This is a genomic window from Saccharopolyspora kobensis, from assembly GCF_900108315.1.
GTDB classification, from domain to species: Bacteria; Actinomycetota; Actinomycetes; order Mycobacteriales; family Pseudonocardiaceae; genus Saccharopolyspora; species Saccharopolyspora kobensis.
Map to the genome: position 1 here is coordinate 18,344 of NZ_FNVB01000006.1, position 19,009 is coordinate 37,352.

The window sequence follows — 19,009 nt, forward strand, 5'->3', positions numbered from 1 at the left end:
GCCCGGCAACCCACCGGGCAGGTCCCAGTCGCTGCCGATCCGTCAATCGCAGCGGAACGGCGCAGAACCGGCTGAAACCGGATCGCCCCGCAGCGCGTCCTAGGCGTTGATTCCCAGCACTCGGAACGGAGCTCAGCCACATGACCGCCCTCTACCGGATCTCCATCGACGCCAAGACCGACGCGACCGTGCGCGGCCGGTTCCACATGATCAACCCGGATGCCGGGATCCTCCCGGACTACGAAGAACTCGTGCTGGAGATCATGCTCGACGCGTGGCAGCGGATGAAGCACGACAGCTTCTACACCGGCGACGGGCTCACCGACGACGCCCTTCCCGTCTCCGCCGAAGAGGCGGCCGCGATCGCCGACGAGCACGAGCTCCGGGAGGTCTTCGAGAGCGAGGACGACGACGAATCGGACGAAGTCCTCCTCGACCGCTTCGAGGAGATCATCGAGTCCGCCGAGGTGAGCGAACCGCGGAACACGCCGGCCTTCTGGGAGGCGGAAGGGTTCTGGGACAACGCCACCGACGACGACTTCCCGGAAGACGTCGAGGCCTACCCGTACGTCGAGTTCACCTTCACCGCCCACAACGCCCGCCACGTCGCCCACCTGCTCCCCGGCACCCACTGGGCAACGGCGCAGTACTGCGACTGACGACACCGGGCCTGCAACGGAAGCACTTCCCGTTGCAGGCCCGGTTTTTCGGCTACGGCTAGGCGGTGCGGAGCTTGCAGGCGTCCAGAGCCCACTGCTGAGGGCCGTAGTTGTCGCGGAAGATCCGGTAGCAGTCGGTGAGGTTGACCTCGTGGCAGGCGAACGCCGCGAGGTGCTCGTTGCCGCCGTTCGCGACGGCGAGGTCGATGCAGTCGTCGACGCTGGCCAGGACGACCGGCGCGGTGGCCTGAGCGGCGGGCGCGAACCCCAGCGCGGCGGCCAGCACACCCGCCGCCGCCGCGGACCGGGCGAGATGACGAAACATGATCAGCGATCTCCCTCCTGGAACCTGCTTGCAGGAGCGAGACAACCGCCAGAGCACCGACCCGGCCAGTCGGCGTCCACAACCCGGTCGAGATCTTCACCGGAGCGACGGTCACCCCGGCACGCACCGTGATCAACCCGAGCGACGCAGCTTCTCGATCAGCACAGCCACAAGCATCACGGCCACCCCGCAGAACACCGCTCCGGACACCAGCACCGCACGGGGGTAGACGACCCTCGGCCCGGCCGGGACGGCGTTGCGCATCCGCTCTTCCGTCCAGTACCCGTCCTCCACGGGAGGGAGCGTGGTGGAGACGAAGGGCAACTCCGCGCCGGGGTCCTCGCCAGCAGCCCTGATCCGACGTGATCGAGCCAAAACCGCCTCCCGAATCGCTTCCCCGATGGCCGCCAAACGATCATCCCGCATCGCAGCCGCCGTTGGGCCGCAGTTCAGCTGGGTCGGCTGATGGCCATCTTCGCGGCGAAGAAGCCCAGCAGGGTGCCGGATGCGAGACGCTGCGCCTGGAGCACGCGCGGGTGCCGGGCCAGGTACCCGGCGAGCGCAGCAGCGGCAAGCACGATGAGCCCGTTGACGCCCACACCGACCACGATCTGCGCGGCCCCGAGCTGGATGAACTGCCACCACGTCGCGCCAAGGGCGGGATCGATGAACTGCGGGATCAGCGCCGCGTACAGCAGTGCGATCTTGGGATTCAGGAGATTCGTCAGGAAACCCATGCCGAACAACCGCGCGGCGGAGTGCGGAGCCAGCTCACGCGGCTCGAACGGCGACCGGCCACCGGGACGCAGGATCTGCCAAGCCATCCACGCGAGGTACGCGGCACCGAGGAGTTTCACCGCGTGGTAGGCCTCGGGAACGGCCGCGAAGAGCGCGGACAGACCAGCGGCGGCGGCGAGCAGGTACACGACGAACCCGAGAGCGACCCCGGCGAGCGAAACGAGCCCAGCCCGCCGCCCCTGCGAGATGGCCCGCGAAGCCAGGTAGACCATGTTGGGCCCAGGAGTCAGCACCATCCCCAACTCCAACACCACAACACCGAGCAACGAAGCAAGCGGCACGAGTTCCACAGAGCGAACGTATCCGCCGGCACTCGCATTGCCCAGAGACCAAGAGCAACGCCACAGACCACCGGACGATCCTCGACCACCAGCACGTGCTGGAGCGCGTCGTGGGGCAGTCCGCTTCACACTCGCCCCACAGGCCAGACCACTGTGGACGGTCAGGACCGGCTCACCGCACGCGCCTTCCGGGCCGGATTCACGGTGTGCCCTCCGAGGGGTACAAAACATCCCACGCCCTGAGAATATCGTCGATACCCGTGACGCCCAGGAATGCGAATATGGATGCGGCGATGCCGGACAACACGCTCCAGTACACCTCCCAGGGCATCCTCCCCCGCTCGACTTCCTTGCGAAACTGATCCGCAATCAGACCGAGGAAGAACCCAGGACCAAACAGGCATGCGAGCATTAATACGCCCTGCGACCACGGCAATTCGGCATCGCGGGATACTCCGAGGGATAGAAAGTACTTTACGGCTAGGACCATCCCGGCGACAGCACCCAGGAACCACCAGATCACATCTATATCACTGTTGATCTTGTTCTTGTTCTCGTCGTTGTCATCCGCCATACGCCCACTCTCCGTTTCGGCTTGGAAAAGCCGCGAAGCCTTCCATCGCGGATACGTCACGACATGCGACGCACGTCGAGCACATGGCCACACGACGGAGCGGCGATCCGGGGGCCGGCCAGCTCAGGACTTTGCGGGTGCTGTCGGGTGCGCCTTGCGCCATGGTCGTAGATGATCGCAGCCGGGCCCGCCCAAGCGGACGTTTTCGATCAGATGCACTGGAAGAGCGGCCTCCGCCGAAGCGAAGATCCCCCACCGGTTCTGCGAAACGGTTCAGCACCCATCGGCCTAGGCTGAGTGCCGCCCCAGGAGCCACATGTCACGCTGCACGTCAGCGAACGCCGGAATCCGGCCGGCCCACTTCTCAATGCAGACCATCGTGGCGATATCTCGCCTTCGGACAGCAGGGTCCGGAGCCAGCGGTCAGCACTTCGATCGCGGTGCCCTGCGCCGACGACAGCCAGGAATCACCCGCCGAAACGGACTCCGAGATGACCGGTTCTGCGCCCCGCCGCACAGCTGCATCGAGCTTCGGGAAAGCGTCGCAGGACGGAGACGGCGATCTTCGACTACTCGCATTGCATGCTGTACTGGCGCTTGGCAGCGACCCCGTGCATCCGATGCTCGCGGGCCTACGACCCGCCGCGGCCGGTCTGGGTCGACGTAGATGCCTTGGTGTCGTACGAGCGCGGCCGGGTGCCGAGCCCAGCCGAGGTACCGATGATCGTCAAGGCCCGCAGGGTTGATCTCGCTCGATGGCCGACAAGCAGCACGCTTGGCTCCGAACCCCACGAAAACGACACTGCGGCGGGAGCCGAGATCATCGATCTCTTCTCCCGCCGCAGGTCAGCGGGTTGACCGCTGCGGAGCCGCCTGAGGGAATCGAACCCTCGACCTACGCATTACGAGTGCGTCGCTCTGGCCGACTGAGCTAAGGCGGCATTGCGTGGTCAAGTGTAGCTGGCCGTCTCAGGCGCGTGCGCGCGGCCCCCGGGCTCGGCGAACTCGGGCGTCACTCGGGCGTCGGGGCGTCGTTGAGGTCACAGTGATGCCCGTCACTCGACCTGGAGGGGGTCGGATGCGCGCTGTTCGCCGGTTCGGCGTGTGCACCGCCGTGTCGTTGGCCGTAGCTGGGCTTTCGCTGCCCGCCGCCTTCGCTCAGAGCACTCTTCCGACCACTCCCATCCCGTCGCCGGTCGATCCCGGGCAGCCTCCTGCTTCCGTGCCGACTCCGGCTCCTGGGCCGATCGTGGCAGATGCCGGGACGTTGATCGGGGTGGTGCGGATCCTGCCGAACACCGTGCCGAGCGGTTCGGTCGTCGGCGATCCCGACTTCGAGGAGCAGCTGCCGAAGCAGGCCGTCGCCGAGGCCGGGATGGGGCGGGCCGTCGCGCAGGCCAACTCCACCGCTTTCTTCGCCCACGAGCGGGCGGTCGCCGAGGCCTCTCCGTTCGGGGTCGCGGTGCTCGGGAAGTCTCCTCAGCTGCCCGTCGGGTTGGCGCAGGCCGCGCTGCCGGATCGGCCCGAGCCGATCAGTTCGAGCATGCAGCCGCCCAGCTCGCCCGCCGACCAGCTGGTCAAGCTCAGCGGGCTGAACGGCAGCGTGCACGCGCGCTGGGACAAGCAGGCCGGGCCGTGCGTGTCGCCGATCGCCGATGCCCGGTACTCGATGGGCAGCGCGTCGGCCGTGAACGCGCTGCCGGAGGGGCTCTCGCTGGGCGGGCTGCTCGACGGCGGGAAGCCCACCGAGAACGGCACCGGTTCGCTGCTGCACGTGCCGGACACCGCGCAGGCGCACTCCGGCGTGGAGCTCGTCGACGTGCCCGGGCAGGTCGGCAAGGCCGTTCAGGCCAGCTCCGACCTGCAGCTGGCGGGCGTGCGGCTCTTCGCAGACACTCCGCAGGAGATCCGGGTCGACGTGGTCGGCGCGCCGCGGCTGACCGCGACCGCCACCGGTGACCCGGCCACCTCCACTGTGGACTACGAGGCGCCGGTGCTGCGGGTTTCGCGAGGCGGTGAAGAGCTCGGCGTGCTCGACGCCGCGAACCCCGCGCTGGACGTTCCGGTGCCAGGGCTCGACCAGCGCGTGCTCGACGCCGGAGTGCTGCGGCTGAGCGTCGGCGAGCTGAAGCAGGACGTCGTGGGCACCGAAGTCCGGGCCGCCGCGCGGCTTTTCGACCTCCAAGTCCTGCGCGGCCACGCCGTCGGCCTGCCGACCTCGCTGGTGCAGGCCTCCTTCGGCGAGCAGATCGTCCGCGCCGGCGCCCCCGGCGGCGGCGTGGACTGCACGACCGCGCCGGCACCGGCTGCCGCCGCACCGGCCGCGACCCACCCGCAAGCGGTCCAGCCCCTGGCCCTCACCAGCAGCGGCTACTACGCGGTCCCGCTGTTCTGGACCGGCGCAGGCCTGCTGCTCCTGGGCTCGATCATCGTCGCCGCCCTCCCCCGCCGCCGCACCTGAGACTTCGCGGATCACCGCGGCGTATGTTCATCACCATGACTGCTGGCCCGTTGGGCGACGCCTTGGCCCAGGTCCTGCCCGGTGCCGTCACGAGCAGGTTCAGCCCGGAGGATCTGGCCGAGCTGGTCGTGCTGCAGCGGTGCTGCTGGGTTTCCGAGGCCATCGCGAACGACACCTTGGACGTGCACGCGCTGCACGAGACCCACGAAGAGGCGCTGGCCTGGACGCAGTCGTGGACGACCCTCGTCGTGCGCCGGGCGGGACGCCTGGTCGCCGCCGTGCGCGGGCGGCTGACCGCCGAGCAGGACTGGGAGATCGGTCGCCTCATGGTCGCCCCGGACCTGGCCGGAAACGGCATCGGGTCCGCGCTCCTGGCGCTGATCGAATCGCAGGCCCCGGCGTCGGTGCGGCGGTACTCGCTGTTCACCGGAGCCGCGAGTCAGCGCAACATCGGCATCTACCGGCGGGCCGGGTACCAGCTCGACGAGGAGGCATCGCGGGCGCCCGGGCACATCCCCGGCACCGTGCGCATGATCAAGCGAGCGGCCGACTGAAGTCCACTGTGGACGTCATCCGGTGAAGAGGGTGGCCAGCATCGCCTCCACCGCGATGATCGGTTTCACGTTCTGGGTCAGGGCCACTCGGCATTCCAGCACCGCGTCCAGCCGGCGGAGGGCCGACTCCGAGGTCCACTCCTGCGCCGCCTTGACCACCGAGCGCTCGAAGTCCGGGTGGTTCAGCGGGGCGGAGGAACCGGCGCGGGTCACCAGGACGTCGCGGTAGAAGCCCGCCAGGTCCACCAGGGCCAGGTCGAGGGCGTCGCGCTGGGAGCGGGTGGTGCGGGACTTCTGGCGCTTCTCCAGCTCTTTGAGCGCCGCGTTGGCGCCTCGGGTGGCCGCGGCCGTGCCCTTGCCGGTGCCGCCCGCGCCCATCGCCGTCTTCAGCTCTTCCTTCTCCGCCTCGTTGCGGTCCTCGTTGGCCGTGGTCGCCTCCGTCTCGGCCAGCTTCACCAAGCCGGTCGCCGCCGTGAAGACGTCCGAGAACCTCCGCAGGCCCAGCGGGATGCGCAGTACCGACTCGCGCCGCTCGCGCGCTTCCTCATCGGTCGCCAGCCGCCGCGCGCGGCCGATGTGCCCGCCGCACACCGAAGCCGCCCACTGCGCCAGCTCGGCGTCAACGCCGTCGCGCTCGTGCAGCACCTCCGCGATGGCGTTGGACAGCGGCGTGCGCAACTGCACCACTCGGCACCGGGAGCGAATCGTCACCGACACGTCTTCCGGGTGGTCCGATGGCGCGCACAGCAGGAACACCGTGCGCAGGGGCGGCTCTTCGACCGCCTTGAGCAGCGCGTTCGCCGCGCCCTCGGTGAGACGGTCGGAGTCCTCGATGAGCACTACGCGCCAGTGGCCGGTGGTCGGTCGGCGCGCCGCGGCCTGGACCAGAGAGCGCATCTCCGCGACGGAGATCGACAGGCCCTCGGGCGCGACGAGGCGCACATCGGCGTGGGTGCCGTGCATGACCGTCCGGCACGCCGTGCAGCTTCCGCAGCCCACGACGTCGGGATCAGTGCACTCCAGCGCAGCGGCGAAGGCGCGGGCCGCGACCGAACGCCCCGAGCCGGGCGGGCCGGTGAACAGCCAGGCGTGCGTCATGGCACCTGGCGGGACCGGTTCGCCACGGACCTGGCGGCGGGCCGCGCTCACCGCGGCGTACAGCGTCTGCACGGCGTCGGGCTGGCCGACGACCTCCGCCCACACCCCGGTGTTCAGCTGCTCCGGAGCGTCGGTCCGCATCGCGTCGCCTCCCGTGTCTGGTGCGTGCTCGCACGCACGACTCTACGGTGCCGCCCCGACCGCGGACTGAGGCCTAACCGAAGAGCGCGGCCAGGATCACCAGCAGCGGGATGGCCAGCGCCAGCAGGCAGCCGATCCTCGCGCCGACGCTCGTCCGCTGCTTCTTCTTCGGTTTCTTCTGCCGCTGCTGCGCGGGCTGGTTCGGCCTGCGCGCGGGCGGGAGCGAGAAGGGCTCTTCCGGCTCGACGGCCGGTGGCGGAGCAAGCGGTGCCGCCGACGTGGTGGTCGGCGGCACCGCTCGTGCCACGGTCAGCGCATCCGGGTAGTGGAGCAGCGGCGGCAGCGCCTGCGTGCCGTCCGGGCCGGAGAGCGCGTCGCGCGTCACGAGGACTTCGAAGAGGAACTGGCCCGCTTCTTGGCCGTCGTGCTCGTGGTCTTCTTCGCAGCGGTGGTCGTCTTCTTAGCAGCGGTGGTGGAGGTCTTCTTCGCAGCCGCGGTGGACTTCTTGGCCGGGGCCTTCTTCTTGGCCGGGGCCTTGGCCCGCCGCTCCGCGAGCAGCTCCACCGCGCGCTCCATGGACAACGACTCCACGTCATCGCCCTTGCGCAGCGACGCGTTCGTCTCGCCGTCGGTGACGTACGGGCCGAACCGGCCGTCCTTGATCACCAGCGGCTTGCCGGTGTCCGGTGCCTCGCCGAGCTCGCGCAGCGGTGCCGCCGCAGCACGCCGTCCGCGCTGCTTGGGCTGCTCGTAGATCTTGAGCGCCTGCTCCAGGGTGATCGAGAAGATCTGCTCCTCGGTCTCCAGGGAGCGCGAGTCCGTGCCCTTCTTCAGGTACGGGCCGTAGCGGCCGTTCTGCGCGGTGATCTCGTTGTCGCTCTCCGGGTCCTTGCCGACCACGCGCGGCAGCGACAGCAGCTTGAGCGCGTCCTCGAGGGTCACGGTGTCCAGCGACATCGACTTGAACAGGCTGCCGGTGCGCGGCTTGTTCTTGCTGCCCTCGGGCAGGACCTCGGTGACGTACGGACCGAACCGGCCCTCCTTCGCCACCACCTCGTGCCCCGTCTCCGGGTCGGTGCCCAGGCTGCGGCCCTCCATCGGCGTGGCGAACAGCTTCTCCGCGATCTCCACGGTCAGCTCGTCCGGCGGCAGGTCGTCGGGCAGGTTCGCCCGCTGCGACGACTCGTCCTCCAGGGTCCGCTCCAGGTAGGGCCCGTAGCGGCCGACGCGCACGTAGACGGTGCGGTCGTGGTCGTCGGTGAACATCGGGATCGAGTTGACCGCCCGCGGGTCGATCTCCTCGACGCTCGATCCGACGAGCTTCTTCAGCCCGCCGGCGCGGCCGATCGAGCCCTCCGGGCCCACGTCGCCGCCGAAGTAGAAGCCGGACAGCCAGCTGGTGCGCTGCTCGCGCCCCTCGGCGATGCGGTCGAGCTCGTCCTCCAGCGCCGCGGTGAAGTCGTAGTCCACCAGCCGCTCGAAGTGCTTCTCCAGCAGGCCGACCACGGCGAAGGCGATCCACGACGGAACCAGGGCGGAGCCCTTCTTCCAGACGTAGCCGCGCTCCTGCACGGTGCTGATGATCGAGGCGTAGGTCGACGGGCGGCCGATGCCCAGCTCTTCCATCGTCTTGACCAGGCTGGGCTCGGTGAAGCGCGGCGGCGGGTTGGTGGTGTGCCCGTCCGGCGACAGCTCCGGCGCGGTGACCGGCTGGTTCTCGACCAGCTGCGGCAGCCGGGACTCGGCGTCGTCGGCGGCCCCACCGGCCTCGGTGTCGACGGCCTCGACGTAGGCCTTCAGGAAGCCCGGGAAGGTGATCGTGCGGCCCGAGGCGGCGAAGGTGCACTCCTCGCCGCTGGTCGCGGTGCCGGTGATGCGAACCGACAAGGTGGTGCCCTTGGCGTCGGCCATCTGGGAGGCGATGGTGCGCTGCCAGATCAGCTCGTACAGCTTGAAGCCGTCGACGTCGTTGCCCAGCTCAGCGGCGACCTCACCAGGAGTGCGGAAGCTCTCGCCCGCCGGGCGGATCGCCTCGTGCGCCTCCTGCGCGTTCTTGACCTTGCGGGTGTACTGGCGCGGCTGCGCCGAGACGTACTGCTTGCCGTAGAGGTCGGTGGCCTGGTTGCGCGCCGCGGTGATCGCCGTCTCCGACAGCGTCGTCGAGTCGGTACGCATGTAGGTGATGTAACCGTTCTCGTACAGCCGCTGCGCCGTGCGCATCGTGCGGTCCGCCGAGAAGCGCAGCTTGCGACCGGCCTCCTGCTGCAGCGTGGAGGTCATGAACGGCGCATACGGCTTCCGCGTGTACGGCTTCTCCTCGACGCTGGAGACGCTCAGCTGCGCGTCGGTCAGCGCCGCGGCCAGCGCGCGGGCCTCGGTCTCGGTCAGCACCCGGATGTCGGCGTTCTTGAGCTGCCCGTCCGGGCCGAAGTCGCGGCCGGTGGCCAGCTTCGCGCCGTCCACCGTGACCAGGCGGGCGCCGAAGCGGCGCGGCGAGGCGTCCGGGCCGGCGTCCATGGTCGCGGAGATGTCCCAGTAGTCGGCCGGGACGAACCTGATCCGCTCGCGCTCGCGCTCGACCACGATCCGGGTCGCCACCGACTGCACGCGGCCCGCCGACAGCTTCGGCATGACCTTCTTCCACAGCACCGGGCTGACCTCGTAGCCGTACAGCCGGTCCAGGATGCGGCGGGTCTCCTGCGCGTCGACCAGGTCGTGGTCCAGGTCGCGCGGGTTGGCCGCGGCCGCCTGGATCGCCGACTCGGTGATCTCGTGGAACACCATCCGGCGCACCGGGACCTTCGGCTTCAGCGTCTCCAGCAGGTGCCAGGCGATCGCCTCGCCCTCGCGGTCACCATCGGTGGCGAGGTAGAGCTCGTCGACCTGCTTGAGCGCGTCCTTGAGCTCGGTGACGGTGGACTTCTTGTCGGCGGAGACCAGGTACAGCGGCTCGAAGTCGTTGTCGACGTCCACGCCGAGCCGGGCCCACGCCTGGCCCTTGTACTTCTCCGGCACGTCCTTGGCGTTCTTGGGCAGGTCGCGGATGTGGCCGCGGGAGGACTCCACGATGAAGTTCGAGCCCAGGTAGGAGGCGATCTTCTTGGCCTTCGCAGGCGACTCGACGATCACCAGGCGCCGACCCCCGGAGCCCGCCCCGTTGGCGGACCCCGAAGCCCGGCCGGTCCCGCCGGCCTTCTTCGTCCGTGTCGACCCAGCCACGCTTACCCGCTCTCTTCTCCCGGAAGCATCCTTTGCTACCCGACAAGTTCCTCAGTGTGCCCCGTGCGCGGTTCCGACCGCCGCCCGGGAAGGCACAGGGTTGCACATAACACGCCCATGTACGTCGGCGTCTTGTCTTACGAACGTATCGGGTGACGAACGTGTTCCGTTGCGTGACCTGGCGTGATATGCGTCAAATCGGTCACGAAACGAGTGGCCACGTTCGCTCGATCGCACCATCGGGAGTCGGCCCGACGAGCTCGGCCAGCCGGGCCAGGCGGCGGCGACCGGTGACGCGCAGCGCCGGGCCGCCGGCGCGGAGACCGATCGGCTTGGCCGGGAGGCCGCAGCCGAGCAGCGCCGCGGCCAGCGGCTCGTGCGTGTCGGGGGCGTGCGGGTCGAGCCCGAGGCGGTAGCCGGTGGGCTCGGCGGAGCCCGCGGTCAGCGCCCAGATCCGCAGGGCGGCGCCGTCCGGTACGTAACCGGCCGGGACGGACTTCACCGCACCTCGCAGCCAGTTCGCGGCGAGGCCGGTCAGGTCGGCCCGGAAGGCGGTGCGGATCAGCGGACGGCCTTCGTCCGAGCGGCCGAGCTCGGCTTCCACGCCGCGCTGCGCGCAGGCGTCGACCAGCGACCGGGCGCGCCACTCGGCGTCGACCACGACCGACAGCCGGGCGGCGGTGCCGCGCCCGAAACCGACGGCCTGCCCCGGCCCGCACAGCATGCCCGCCAGGTCAGCGATGACGGGTTGCCGCGCCTCGGCCGAGTAGAAGGACAGCTGGTCCACGGCCCGCATCGTAGAACGGCAGTTCGAGATGCGCCATGCCTTCACCCGAACGTGCGAGCGAACCGCTCAGGTGCCGCGACTTCAATTGAAATCGGACGTCCGATTTCAATTGAAGTCGCGGGCCAGGTCAGCGGGGTGGTTGTTGCTGCTGGGGCTTGGCGAAGAAGGGGCGGCACTCCTGGGCCTGGTGAGCCGCCGCGTTGAGCTGCTGGTTCTGCTCCAGCTGGACGAGCTTGTCCTTGAGGTCGAGCTGGCCGCCCTTGTCGAGCTCCTGCTGGACCGCGGTCATGCCCTCCTGGAAGCGCTGCTTGTCGGTCGGGTCGACCTGCTCGGCCTTCGCCCGGGCGCCGTGCAGGAGGTCCCGGACCTCGCCGAAGCTCTCCTGGAAGCCGGTGCCGAGCTGCTCGGCTCCCTTGACCGGCGGTGCACCGAGGTCCTGCAGTCCGCGCGCCGCGTCGTCGGCGGCCTTCGAGGCGGCATCGATGCGGTTGATCACCGAGTCCTTCACCGTCCCGGTGTTGCTCTGATCCAGCGCAGGCAGGTTCTGCTGGGCCGCGCTGAAACCGCTGATCAGGCCGCACATCTTGCCGGTCCAGGCGACCGCCTCCGCGCTCGGCGCCTGCGGCGCGGGCGGCTCCGGGGCGCCCGCCGGGCCCCCGGCGCAACCTGCCAGCGCGAGCGGAACGGCGGCCAGCACGGCGGTGGAACGTAACTTCATGCGCACTCCTCGCACAGATCGGAGTTGCCTTCGGCGTGCGGCCCAGACTCTCCCGCACCCGCGCTCACGCTCCGGAGCCCGGGGTGCGCGCTCGGGCGAAACCCCTGCGCACGGCGAAGGGCGCCCTCCCCGGCGAGGAGGACGCCCTTCGACGGCGATCCGGCGCCTTATGAGGGCGCGCCGTTGACCGCCTTGTCATCGGAAGGCGATGACTCGGCGATCGAGGTCGAGCGGCGCTTGGAGATCACCACCGCGACGACGATCACCGCGACCGCCACCACCGCGATGCCGATGCGCACCGGGTGGTTCGCGTCGGCCCCGACGGAGAAGGCCACCACGGCGGGCGCGATCAGCACCGACACCAGGTTCATCACCTTCAGCAGCGGGTTGATCGCCGGTCCGGCGGTGTCCTTGAACGGGTCGCCGACGGTGTCGCCGATGACCGTGGCGGAGTGCGCCTCGGAACCCTTGCCACCGTGGTGGCCGTCCTCGACCAGCTTCTTCGAGTTGTCCCAGGCACCACCGGAGTTGGCCAGGAAGATGGCCATCAGGGTGCCGGTGGCGATGGCACCGGCGAGGTAGCCCGCCAGCGGGCCGACGCCGAGGCCGAAGCCGACCGCGATCGGCGCCAGCACCGCGAGCAGACCGGGCGTGGCCAGCTCGCGCAGCGAGTCGCGGGTGCAGATGTCCACGACCCGCCCGTACTCGGGCCGCTCGGAGCCGTCCATGATGCCCGGCTTGTCCTTGAACTGGCGGCGCACCTCGTAGACCACTGCGCCCGCGGCGCGCGAGACCGCGTTGATCGCCAGCCCGGAGAACAGGAACACCACAGCAGCACCGATGACCACGCCCACCAGCACGTTCGGCGCGTAGACGAAGAACTCCGAGCGGCTGAGCGTGCCCGCCACGTCCGCCAGCGCCACACCGATGGCGTCGGTGTAGGAGCCGAAGAGCGCTGTCGCGGCCAGCACCGCGGTGGCGATCGCGATGCCCTTGGTGATCGCCTTCGTGGTGTTGCCGACGGCGTCGAGCTCGGTGAGGATCTTCGCGCCCTCGCCCTCCACGTCGCCGGACATCTCCGCGATGCCCTGGGCGTTGTCGCTGACCGGGCCGAAGGTGTCCATCGCGACGATCACGCCGACGGTGGTCAGCAGACCGCAGCCGGCCAGCGCGATGGCGAACAGCGCCACCGGCAGCGAACCGGACAGCAGGAACGCGCCGAACACCGCCGCACCGATGATCAGCGCGGTGTAGACGGCGGACTCGAAGCCGACCGACAGACCCGAGAGGATCACCGTCGCCGCGCCGGTCAGCGACGACTTGCCGACGTCCTGCACCGGGCGGTGCTCGGTCGCGGTGAAGTAGCCGGTCAGCTTGAGGATGACCACCGCGAGCAGGATGCCGATGATCACCGCGACCATCGCGATGACCGCCGGGTTGCCGGGGGTCGCCTGCAGCTCGGGCGAGACGCCGTTGAGGTCGGCGAAGGAGCTGGGCAGGTACAGCAGCGCGGCGATCACGCAGAGCACCGCCGAGATCGCGGCCGAGATGTAGAACGACCGGTTGATCGCGACCAGCGCGTTCTCCCCGCCGCGGGCCTTGGTGATGTAGACGCCGATCACCGCGGTCAGCACGCCGATGGCGGGCACGATCAGCGGGAACAGCAGGCCGTGCAGGCCGAACGCGGCGGTGCCGAGGATCAGCGAGGCGACCAGGGTCACCGCGTAGGACTCGAACAGGTCGGCCGCCATCCCGGCGCAGTCGCCGACGTTGTCACCGACGTTGTCGGCGATGGTGGCGGCGTTGCGCGGGTCGTCCTCGGGGATGTTCTGCTCGACCTTGCCGACCAGGTCGGCGCCCACGTCGGCGGCCTTGGTGAAGATGCCGCCGCCGACTCGCATGAACATGGCCAGCAGGGCGGCACCGAAGCCGAAGCCCTCCAGCACGCGCGGCGCGCCACCGGCGTAGACCAGCACGACGAGCGCGGCGCCGAACAGGCCGAGGCCGACGGTCGTCATGCCGACCACGCCGCCGGTGCGGAACGCGACGCGCATGGCCTTCTCGCGTCCCTCACCGGCTTCGCGGGCGGCCGCCGCGACGCGCACGTTGGCGCGGGTGGACAGCCACATGCCGAGGTAGCCGATGGCCGCGGAGAACGCCGCGCCGAACAGGAAGAAGATCGAGCGACCGATCTGCTCGCCGACGGTTTCCGCGGGCAGTGCGAACAGCAGCAGGAACACGAGCACCGCGAAGATCGCCAGGGTGCGGAACTGCCGGTTCAGGTAGGCCGAAGCGCCTTCCTGCACGCCCTTGGCGATCTCCTGCATCTTGGCCGTGCCCTGGCCTGCGGCCAGCACCTCCTTGATCAGGACGTAGCCGAAGGCCAACGCGGCCAGAGCGATCACCATGACCACGCCGACCACCGCGTAGTCGGCGCCGCCGAGTTCGATTCCGGAGGCTTGCTGGGCGAGGTCCATCCGGGTATGCGAGCTCGGTGGTGCAGCGCCCTGGGCCCAGCCGTGCTGGACCGGGGTGAGCAGGGACATCCGTCCTCCTGGGTTGTGCTCGGTTCAGCACCGGAGACCTGCCGGCTCGCGACCGGCTCCAGTGCGCGGTAGGCGGCCCCGCCCGGTACGGCCCGTGATCGTCCGCTGGCCGTCCGTGGCGACGTCGTGGCTCGGGAGTCTATTCAGGCCACGAGTGGCTTACCTCACGGTGTGATACGCACCTCTCTCCGACGTGGGAATCTGTTACCTGTTTATCGATTCAGAGGCGTACTTGATCACCCGTTCGGCCCGATCTTGATTTGGCCCAATCGGGTGACATGAGGTATATAGCGCCGTTTCGCGGACGTCGGCGCGGCAGCGGACCGCCGTGGACCGGAACCAGCCGATCGGGCGATACCGACACAGCTGCGGAAACCCGGAACACGTGCGCGGCCCCCGCGCCGCTCTGTGCGAGGCTCGCTGCTGTGCGCGCTGCGGAGCAGAACAGAGGGAAGCGGTTGCTCGACCGCGTGTTGGCGGGCGTGCCGACCGGCGAATCGCCGATCCGCCACGTCGCGCAGCTGCCGAACCGATCGGCCCGCACCACCGACTGGCCGGAGTGGGCCCCGCCGCAGCTGATCGAGGCGCTCCGCGAGCGCGGCGCCGACGCGCCGTGGGTGCACCAGGTCGAAGGCGCGGAGGCCGTCCGGGCCGGCGAGCACGTGGTGGTCGCCACCGGCACCGCATCGGGGAAGTCGCTGGTCTACCAGCTGCCGGTGCTGTCCCGGCTGCTCGAAGAGCGCCGCGCGACCGCGCTCTACCTGGCGCCGACGAAGGCGCTGGGAGCCGATCAGCTGCGCACCGTCGACGAACTCGGACTGAAGGAGATCCGCGCGGTCACCTTCGACGGCGACACACCGCAGGTGGAGCGGGACTGGATCCGCGCGCACGGCCGGTGGATCTTCACCAACCCGGACATGCTGCACTACGGGATCCTGCCCGGGCACAGCCGCTGGGCCCGGTTCTTCCGGCAGCTCACGCACATCGTGGTGGACGAGTGCCACACCTACCGCGGCGTGTTCGGTTCGCACGTCGCGCTCCTGCTGCGCCGACTGCGCCGGATCGCGCAGCACTACGGCGCGGATCCGGTCTTCGTGCTCGCCTCCGCCACCGTGTCGGACCCGGACGCGCTGGCGCAACGCCTCACCGGAGCGCCGTGCCGCGCCATCACCGACGACGGATCACCGCGGGGCGCGCGCACCATCGCTCTCTGGGAACCGCCGCTGCTGGACGAGATCATCGGCGAGAACGGCGCTCCGGTGCGCCGTGCCGCGGGCACCGAGGCCGCGCGGATCATGACGGAACTGGTCATCGAGGACGCCCGCACGCTGGCGTTCATCCGGTCCCGGCGCGGCGTCGAGCTGGCAGCGATCGCCGCGCAGCGCGCACTGTCCGAAGTGGATGATTCGCTGCCCGGCAAGGTCGCCGCGTACCGCGGCGGATACCTGCCCGAGGACCGGCGCGAGCTGGAGCGCTCGCTGCTCACCGGCGAGCTGCGCGCGGTGGCCACCACCAACGCGCTCGAACTCGGCGTCGACATCTCCGGCCTCGACGCCGTGGTGGTCGCCGGCTACCCGGGCACGCTCGCGTCCTTCTGGCAGCAGGCCGGTCGCGCCGGACGCGACGGCGAGGGCGCGCTGGTGGTGTTCGTGGCGCGGGACGACCCGCTGGACACCTACCTCGTGCACCACCCGCCCGCGATGCTCGACCGGCCGGTCGAGGCGACGGTGCTCGACCCGACCAATCCGTACGTGCTCGAACCGCACCTGGCCTGCGCCGCCGCGGAACTACCGCTCGACGAGGAGTCGTTCGCGATCTTCGGCGGCGAGGCCGCGCGAAGCGCGGTGCAGGCCCTCACCGCGGACGGGGTGCTGCGCAAGCGCCCGCACGGCTGGTTCTGGACCTCCCGCGAACGTCCACACCGGAACGTGGAGCTGCGCGGCGCCGGCGGCCACCCGATCGCCGTGGTCGAAGGCGACTCCGGCCGGATGCTGGGCACCGTGGACCCGGACTCCGCCTGCGGCACCGTGCACCCGGGCGCCGTCTATCTGCACCGCGGCGAGTCCTTCGTGGTCGACGACCTGGATCTGGAGACCGGCATCGCGCTGGTGCACGCGGAGAGCCCGGACTGGACCACCTCACCGCGCAACGTCGTGGACATCTCGGTGCTGCGGACCATCGAGCAGCACGACACCGGCCGGGGCGTGACGGTCTGCCTCGGCGAGGTGGAAGTCACCTCGCAGGTCGTCGGCTACCTGCGGAAGCGGCCGTCCGGGCAGGTGCTGGACCAGGTCGCGCTGGACCTCCCCGCGCAAACCCTGCTGACCCGCGCCGTCTGGTACACGGTCGGCGAGGAACTGCTGATGAGCAGCGCGCCGGGGGGCGCCGGGCTGGAACCGGCGCGCATCCCCGGCGCGCTGCATGCCGCCGAGCACGCGGCGATCGGCCTGCTACCGCTGTTCGCGACCTGCGATCGTTGGGACATCGGCGGGGTGTCCACCGCGATGCACGCCGACACCGGGGAGGCAACGGTGTTCGTGCACGACGGGCATCCGGGAGGGGCCGGATTCGCCGATCGCGGTTATGCCGCATTGATCCCGTGGTTGGCCGCGACGCGGGAAGCGATCGCTTCCTGCGACTGCCCGGCTGGTTGCCCGTCCTGCGTTCAGTCGCCCAAGTGCGGGAATGGCAACGAACCGCTGGACAAGGCAGGGGCGGTGGCTGTTCTCGATGCGGTGTCGACCGTGCTCGGGGGCGGCACCGGTGGACCGGCTGGGCTGCACGACGGTCCGCAACAGGTCTGAGCACAGAGGAACTGGTGCGTGCTCGGGGAGGTGCGGGGTCCGGTCGTGTCGGGGAGCCCGGGCGCGGGTGCCGATCCGGTCGGCGCCGGCACGGTCGGCAGGTTCGTCACCTGCGTGCCGCGAGGAGTTCCGCCACGTCTGCGTTGTTGTCAAGGTTCTCGCGACCCGTGCGGAGCGCGTCCTGCACGAAGTCCGGGGCGGGCAGCCGCCAGGCGCAGACCTCCGGCTTGACCCGCCAGTGCACCGCGCCACCCGGGTAGGCGGTCGGCGGCATGGCCACCCAGCTTCCCTTGCCGTGCAAGCGGATTCCGGGCACGTCGGCCAGTTCCGCGGCGAGCTCGCCGCCGCTGGCCATCAGGAAGTACCAGCGACCTCGCGGGGTCGCCACGATCGGCACCGGGAAGCCCAGGGCGCGCAGCACCGAGGCGCCGGCCCGGCCGAGAGCCGCGTCGACCTCGAGCGCGTCGACGGTGTGCCCGGTGGCGATCAGCAGGCTGTAGGGGTGCTCGGCCCACCAGGCCGTGACCTCGTCGGGGTTGGTGCCGAGCCGCGTCTGCCAGTCGCGGTGCACCGGCATCGGGCCGTGCTCCTGGCGGCCATGCCTGCCGATCCAGCGGTCTTCATCGGGGTAGGTTCCGGGAAGGACCGGCCAACCGCGCGAGGCGAATCCGATTGCCTGCACGCGCAGTTCGATCCGGCTGCTGGTCAACCCGGCCGGGTGGGCCGGGACGCCGCGGAAGGCACCTTGCCACCTCTCCGCCGACCAATGCATCTGTTCCGCCTCCTCGTTCCACAGTGGGCGGTGGACCGGTGGTCTCGGGGAACCACCTGGTTCGCGACCTCTTTGTCGTGAACTTCGAGTCTTCCCGCTCACACCTCCAATCAACGGCATGACACCCCGCTGAGTACACCCCGCGTCGGCGACCGGTCGTCCAGCCGCGACGAACGCCTCCGAGCAGAACACGACCACCGAAAGATCAACCGGGTGAACGGTTCCCGAACTGCTGCTGGCGCGTGCGTCGCCGTCCGCTGGCGGACCGTTCGTCGACCGTTCGTCGTGGCGGGGCCGATCACTATTCGATCGGCCCCGCGTGCGCCCGTGATCTGGCCTTTCCGCCCAGCAGCACGATGGCCGGAAGATCGGCTTCGACCGTGACGCGGGCGTTCCAGCCCTCCAGCAGGCACTCGACGACCGCCGCGCGCATGCCCTCCGCCACCTGCGCGGCCCGCTCGCACGCCGACTCCGCCCCGCTCGGCGCGTGCGCAGCGGCGGCCAGCGCCGCGAGATCGGCAGCGCCTTCCGCGCGGTGCCGGGCGATGGTCGCAGCACCGATCTGGAGAACTAGCACGAGCACCGCGAGCAGCGCCAGCACCAGGATCGCGGACAGCGCCGTCGCCGCGCCCCTGTCGCGGTTCATCGCACCACCTGCTCATCGACACCAGGTTCGAGCACGGCCACCGCCCGCGCGTGCAGCCAGCGACCGGGCAGCTGAGCGGGCAACGGCATGCTCACCTCCGCGCGGACGACATCGCCGTCCACCTGCACCTCCAGCACGGCACCGGCCGGAGCCATCCGGTGCACCGCCTCGTCGACCCGGGCCCGATCACCGCGCGCGACCAGACGGGCCGCCTCCACCGCCGCATCGGTGCAGCGGAGGTGGCCGATCAGCGCGTTGGTGCCGACCAGTCCCAGCACGAACACGGCGATCACCGAGCAGATGCCCAGCGCCGCTTCGACCGTCACCGCGCCGCGATCGGCCGCTCCGGCACCGCGCGGTGCCGGAGCCACCTGTGCAGCCATCAGATACCGCCACCCTCCAGACCGCGTTCGATGAGGCCGGTCAGGGCTTCCTTGATCGTGCCGCCGGTGACGATCTCGAACAGCAGCGAGGCGAACGCGACCGCGGCCACCGTTCCCATCGCGTACTCGGCGGTCGTCATCCCGCCATCGCCGTGCAGCAACGCCCGCAGCCTGCGAGCCGCCGACCACCGGACAGTCATGATCGATCTCGTCATGTTCTCCTCCACTCTTCCGTCCACATAG

General features: G+C 70.2%; 18 protein-coding genes and 1 tRNA gene. 4 read left to right on the forward strand and 15 right to left on the reverse strand.

The window, feature by feature from the left end:
- Window positions 1–140 precede the first annotated feature (140 nt).
- Window positions 141–659 (forward strand): hypothetical protein, encoded by a 519-nt coding sequence (locus tag C4T78_RS20430; protein WP_093355938.1) that lies wholly within the window; start codon window positions 141–143, stop codon window positions 657–659.
- Between the two features lie 58 nt (window positions 660–717).
- Here C4T78_RS20430 and C4T78_RS20435 read toward each other — a convergent pair whose 3' ends face one another.
- The 5 genes from C4T78_RS20435 to C4T78_RS20455 all read right to left on the reverse strand — a co-directional run bounded on the left by C4T78_RS20435 (window position 718) and on the right by C4T78_RS20455 (window position 3,578).
- Window positions 718–984, reverse strand: a complete 267-nt coding sequence (locus tag C4T78_RS20435) for a hypothetical protein (RefSeq protein ID WP_093355940.1) — start codon at window positions 982–984, stop codon at window positions 718–720.
- 132 nt (window positions 985–1,116) lie between these two features.
- Complete coding sequence (locus C4T78_RS36480; protein ID WP_177247704.1) at window positions 1,117–1,278, reverse strand: hypothetical protein; 162 nt, start codon at window positions 1,276–1,278, stop codon at window positions 1,117–1,119.
- Window positions 1,279–1,433: 155 nt separating this feature from the next.
- On the reverse strand, window positions 1,434–2,072 hold the full coding sequence (locus C4T78_RS20445; RefSeq protein ID WP_235863695.1) for a LysE family translocator: 639 nt from the start codon (window positions 2,070–2,072) through the stop codon (window positions 1,434–1,436).
- 190 nt (window positions 2,073–2,262) lie between these two features.
- Window positions 2,263–2,637: a hypothetical protein gene (locus tag C4T78_RS20450; protein WP_093355944.1), complete on the reverse strand. Its 375-nt coding sequence runs from the start codon at window positions 2,635–2,637 to the stop codon at window positions 2,263–2,265.
- 867 nt (window positions 2,638–3,504) lie between these two features.
- Window positions 3,505–3,578, reverse strand: a tRNA-Thr gene (locus C4T78_RS20455).
- 308 nt (window positions 3,579–3,886) lie between these two features.
- Here C4T78_RS20455 and C4T78_RS20460 point away from each other — a divergent pair.
- Entirely contained in the window at window positions 3,887–5,098 is a 1,212-nt protein-coding gene (locus tag C4T78_RS20460) for a hypothetical protein (protein ID WP_235863696.1), read from the forward strand.
- A gap of 35 nt (window positions 5,099–5,133) precedes the next feature.
- Window positions 5,134–5,652, forward strand: coding sequence for a GNAT family N-acetyltransferase (locus C4T78_RS20465; protein WP_093356299.1), 519 nt, complete (start codon window positions 5,134–5,136; stop codon window positions 5,650–5,652).
- Window positions 5,653–5,667: 15 nt separating this feature from the next.
- On the opposite strand, the gene C4T78_RS20470 is transcribed toward C4T78_RS20465, so the two are convergent.
- From C4T78_RS20470 to C4T78_RS20495, 6 genes are all read right to left on the reverse strand, one after another.
- Window positions 5,668–6,891, reverse strand: coding sequence for a DNA polymerase III subunit delta' (locus C4T78_RS20470; protein ID WP_093355949.1), 1,224 nt, complete (start codon window positions 6,889–6,891; stop codon window positions 5,668–5,670).
- A gap of 73 nt (window positions 6,892–6,964) precedes the next feature.
- Window positions 6,965–7,276: a hypothetical protein gene (locus C4T78_RS20475; RefSeq protein ID WP_093355950.1), complete on the reverse strand. Its 312-nt coding sequence runs from the start codon at window positions 7,274–7,276 to the stop codon at window positions 6,965–6,967.
- Window positions 7,273–10,110: a type I DNA topoisomerase gene (topA, locus tag C4T78_RS20480; protein ID WP_218161659.1), complete on the reverse strand. Its 2,838-nt coding sequence runs from the start codon at window positions 10,108–10,110 to the stop codon at window positions 7,273–7,275. The genes C4T78_RS20475 and topA overlap by 4 nt, the downstream gene beginning before the upstream one ends.
- Before the next feature lie 202 nt (window positions 10,111–10,312).
- On the reverse strand, window positions 10,313–10,906 hold the full coding sequence (locus C4T78_RS20485) for a hypothetical protein (protein ID WP_218161660.1): 594 nt from the start codon (window positions 10,904–10,906) through the stop codon (window positions 10,313–10,315).
- Window positions 10,907–11,024: 118 nt separating this feature from the next.
- On the reverse strand, window positions 11,025–11,615 hold the full coding sequence (locus tag C4T78_RS36485) for a hypothetical protein (RefSeq protein ID WP_093355952.1): 591 nt from the start codon (window positions 11,613–11,615) through the stop codon (window positions 11,025–11,027).
- Window positions 11,616–11,782: 167 nt separating this feature from the next.
- The gene (locus C4T78_RS20495; protein WP_218161667.1) at window positions 11,783–14,092 is read right to left on the reverse strand and encodes a sodium-translocating pyrophosphatase; all 2,310 of its coding nucleotides are present in this window, start codon (window positions 14,090–14,092) and stop codon (window positions 11,783–11,785) included.
- Window positions 14,093–14,586: 494 nt separating this feature from the next.
- Here C4T78_RS20495 and C4T78_RS20500 point away from each other — a divergent pair, with 494 nt between their 5' ends.
- The gene (locus C4T78_RS20500) at window positions 14,587–16,965 is read left to right on the forward strand and encodes a DEAD/DEAH box helicase (protein WP_093355957.1); all 2,379 of its coding nucleotides are present in this window, start codon (window positions 14,587–14,589) and stop codon (window positions 16,963–16,965) included.
- 106 nt (window positions 16,966–17,071) lie between these two features.
- On the opposite strand, the gene C4T78_RS20505 is transcribed toward C4T78_RS20500, so the two are convergent.
- From C4T78_RS20505 to C4T78_RS20520, 4 genes are all read right to left on the reverse strand, one after another.
- A complete protein-coding gene (locus C4T78_RS20505; RefSeq protein WP_093355960.1) occupies window positions 17,072–17,737 on the reverse strand; it encodes a bifunctional DNA primase/polymerase in 666 nt (221 codons plus the stop codon).
- 301 nt (window positions 17,738–18,038) lie between these two features.
- Window positions 18,039–18,383 (reverse strand): Rv3654c family TadE-like protein, encoded by a 345-nt coding sequence (locus C4T78_RS20510; RefSeq protein WP_093355963.1) that lies wholly within the window; start codon window positions 18,381–18,383, stop codon window positions 18,039–18,041.
- Complete coding sequence (locus C4T78_RS20515) at window positions 18,380–18,766, reverse strand: TadE family type IV pilus minor pilin (RefSeq protein ID WP_093355966.1); 387 nt, start codon at window positions 18,764–18,766, stop codon at window positions 18,380–18,382. Before C4T78_RS20515 ends, C4T78_RS20510 begins: the two co-directional genes overlap by 4 nt.
- A complete protein-coding gene (locus tag C4T78_RS20520; RefSeq protein ID WP_218161661.1) occupies window positions 18,766–18,981 on the reverse strand; it encodes a DUF4244 domain-containing protein in 216 nt (71 codons plus the stop codon). The genes C4T78_RS20515 and C4T78_RS20520 overlap by 1 nt, the downstream gene beginning before the upstream one ends.
- Window positions 18,982–19,009: the final 28 nt, after the last annotated feature.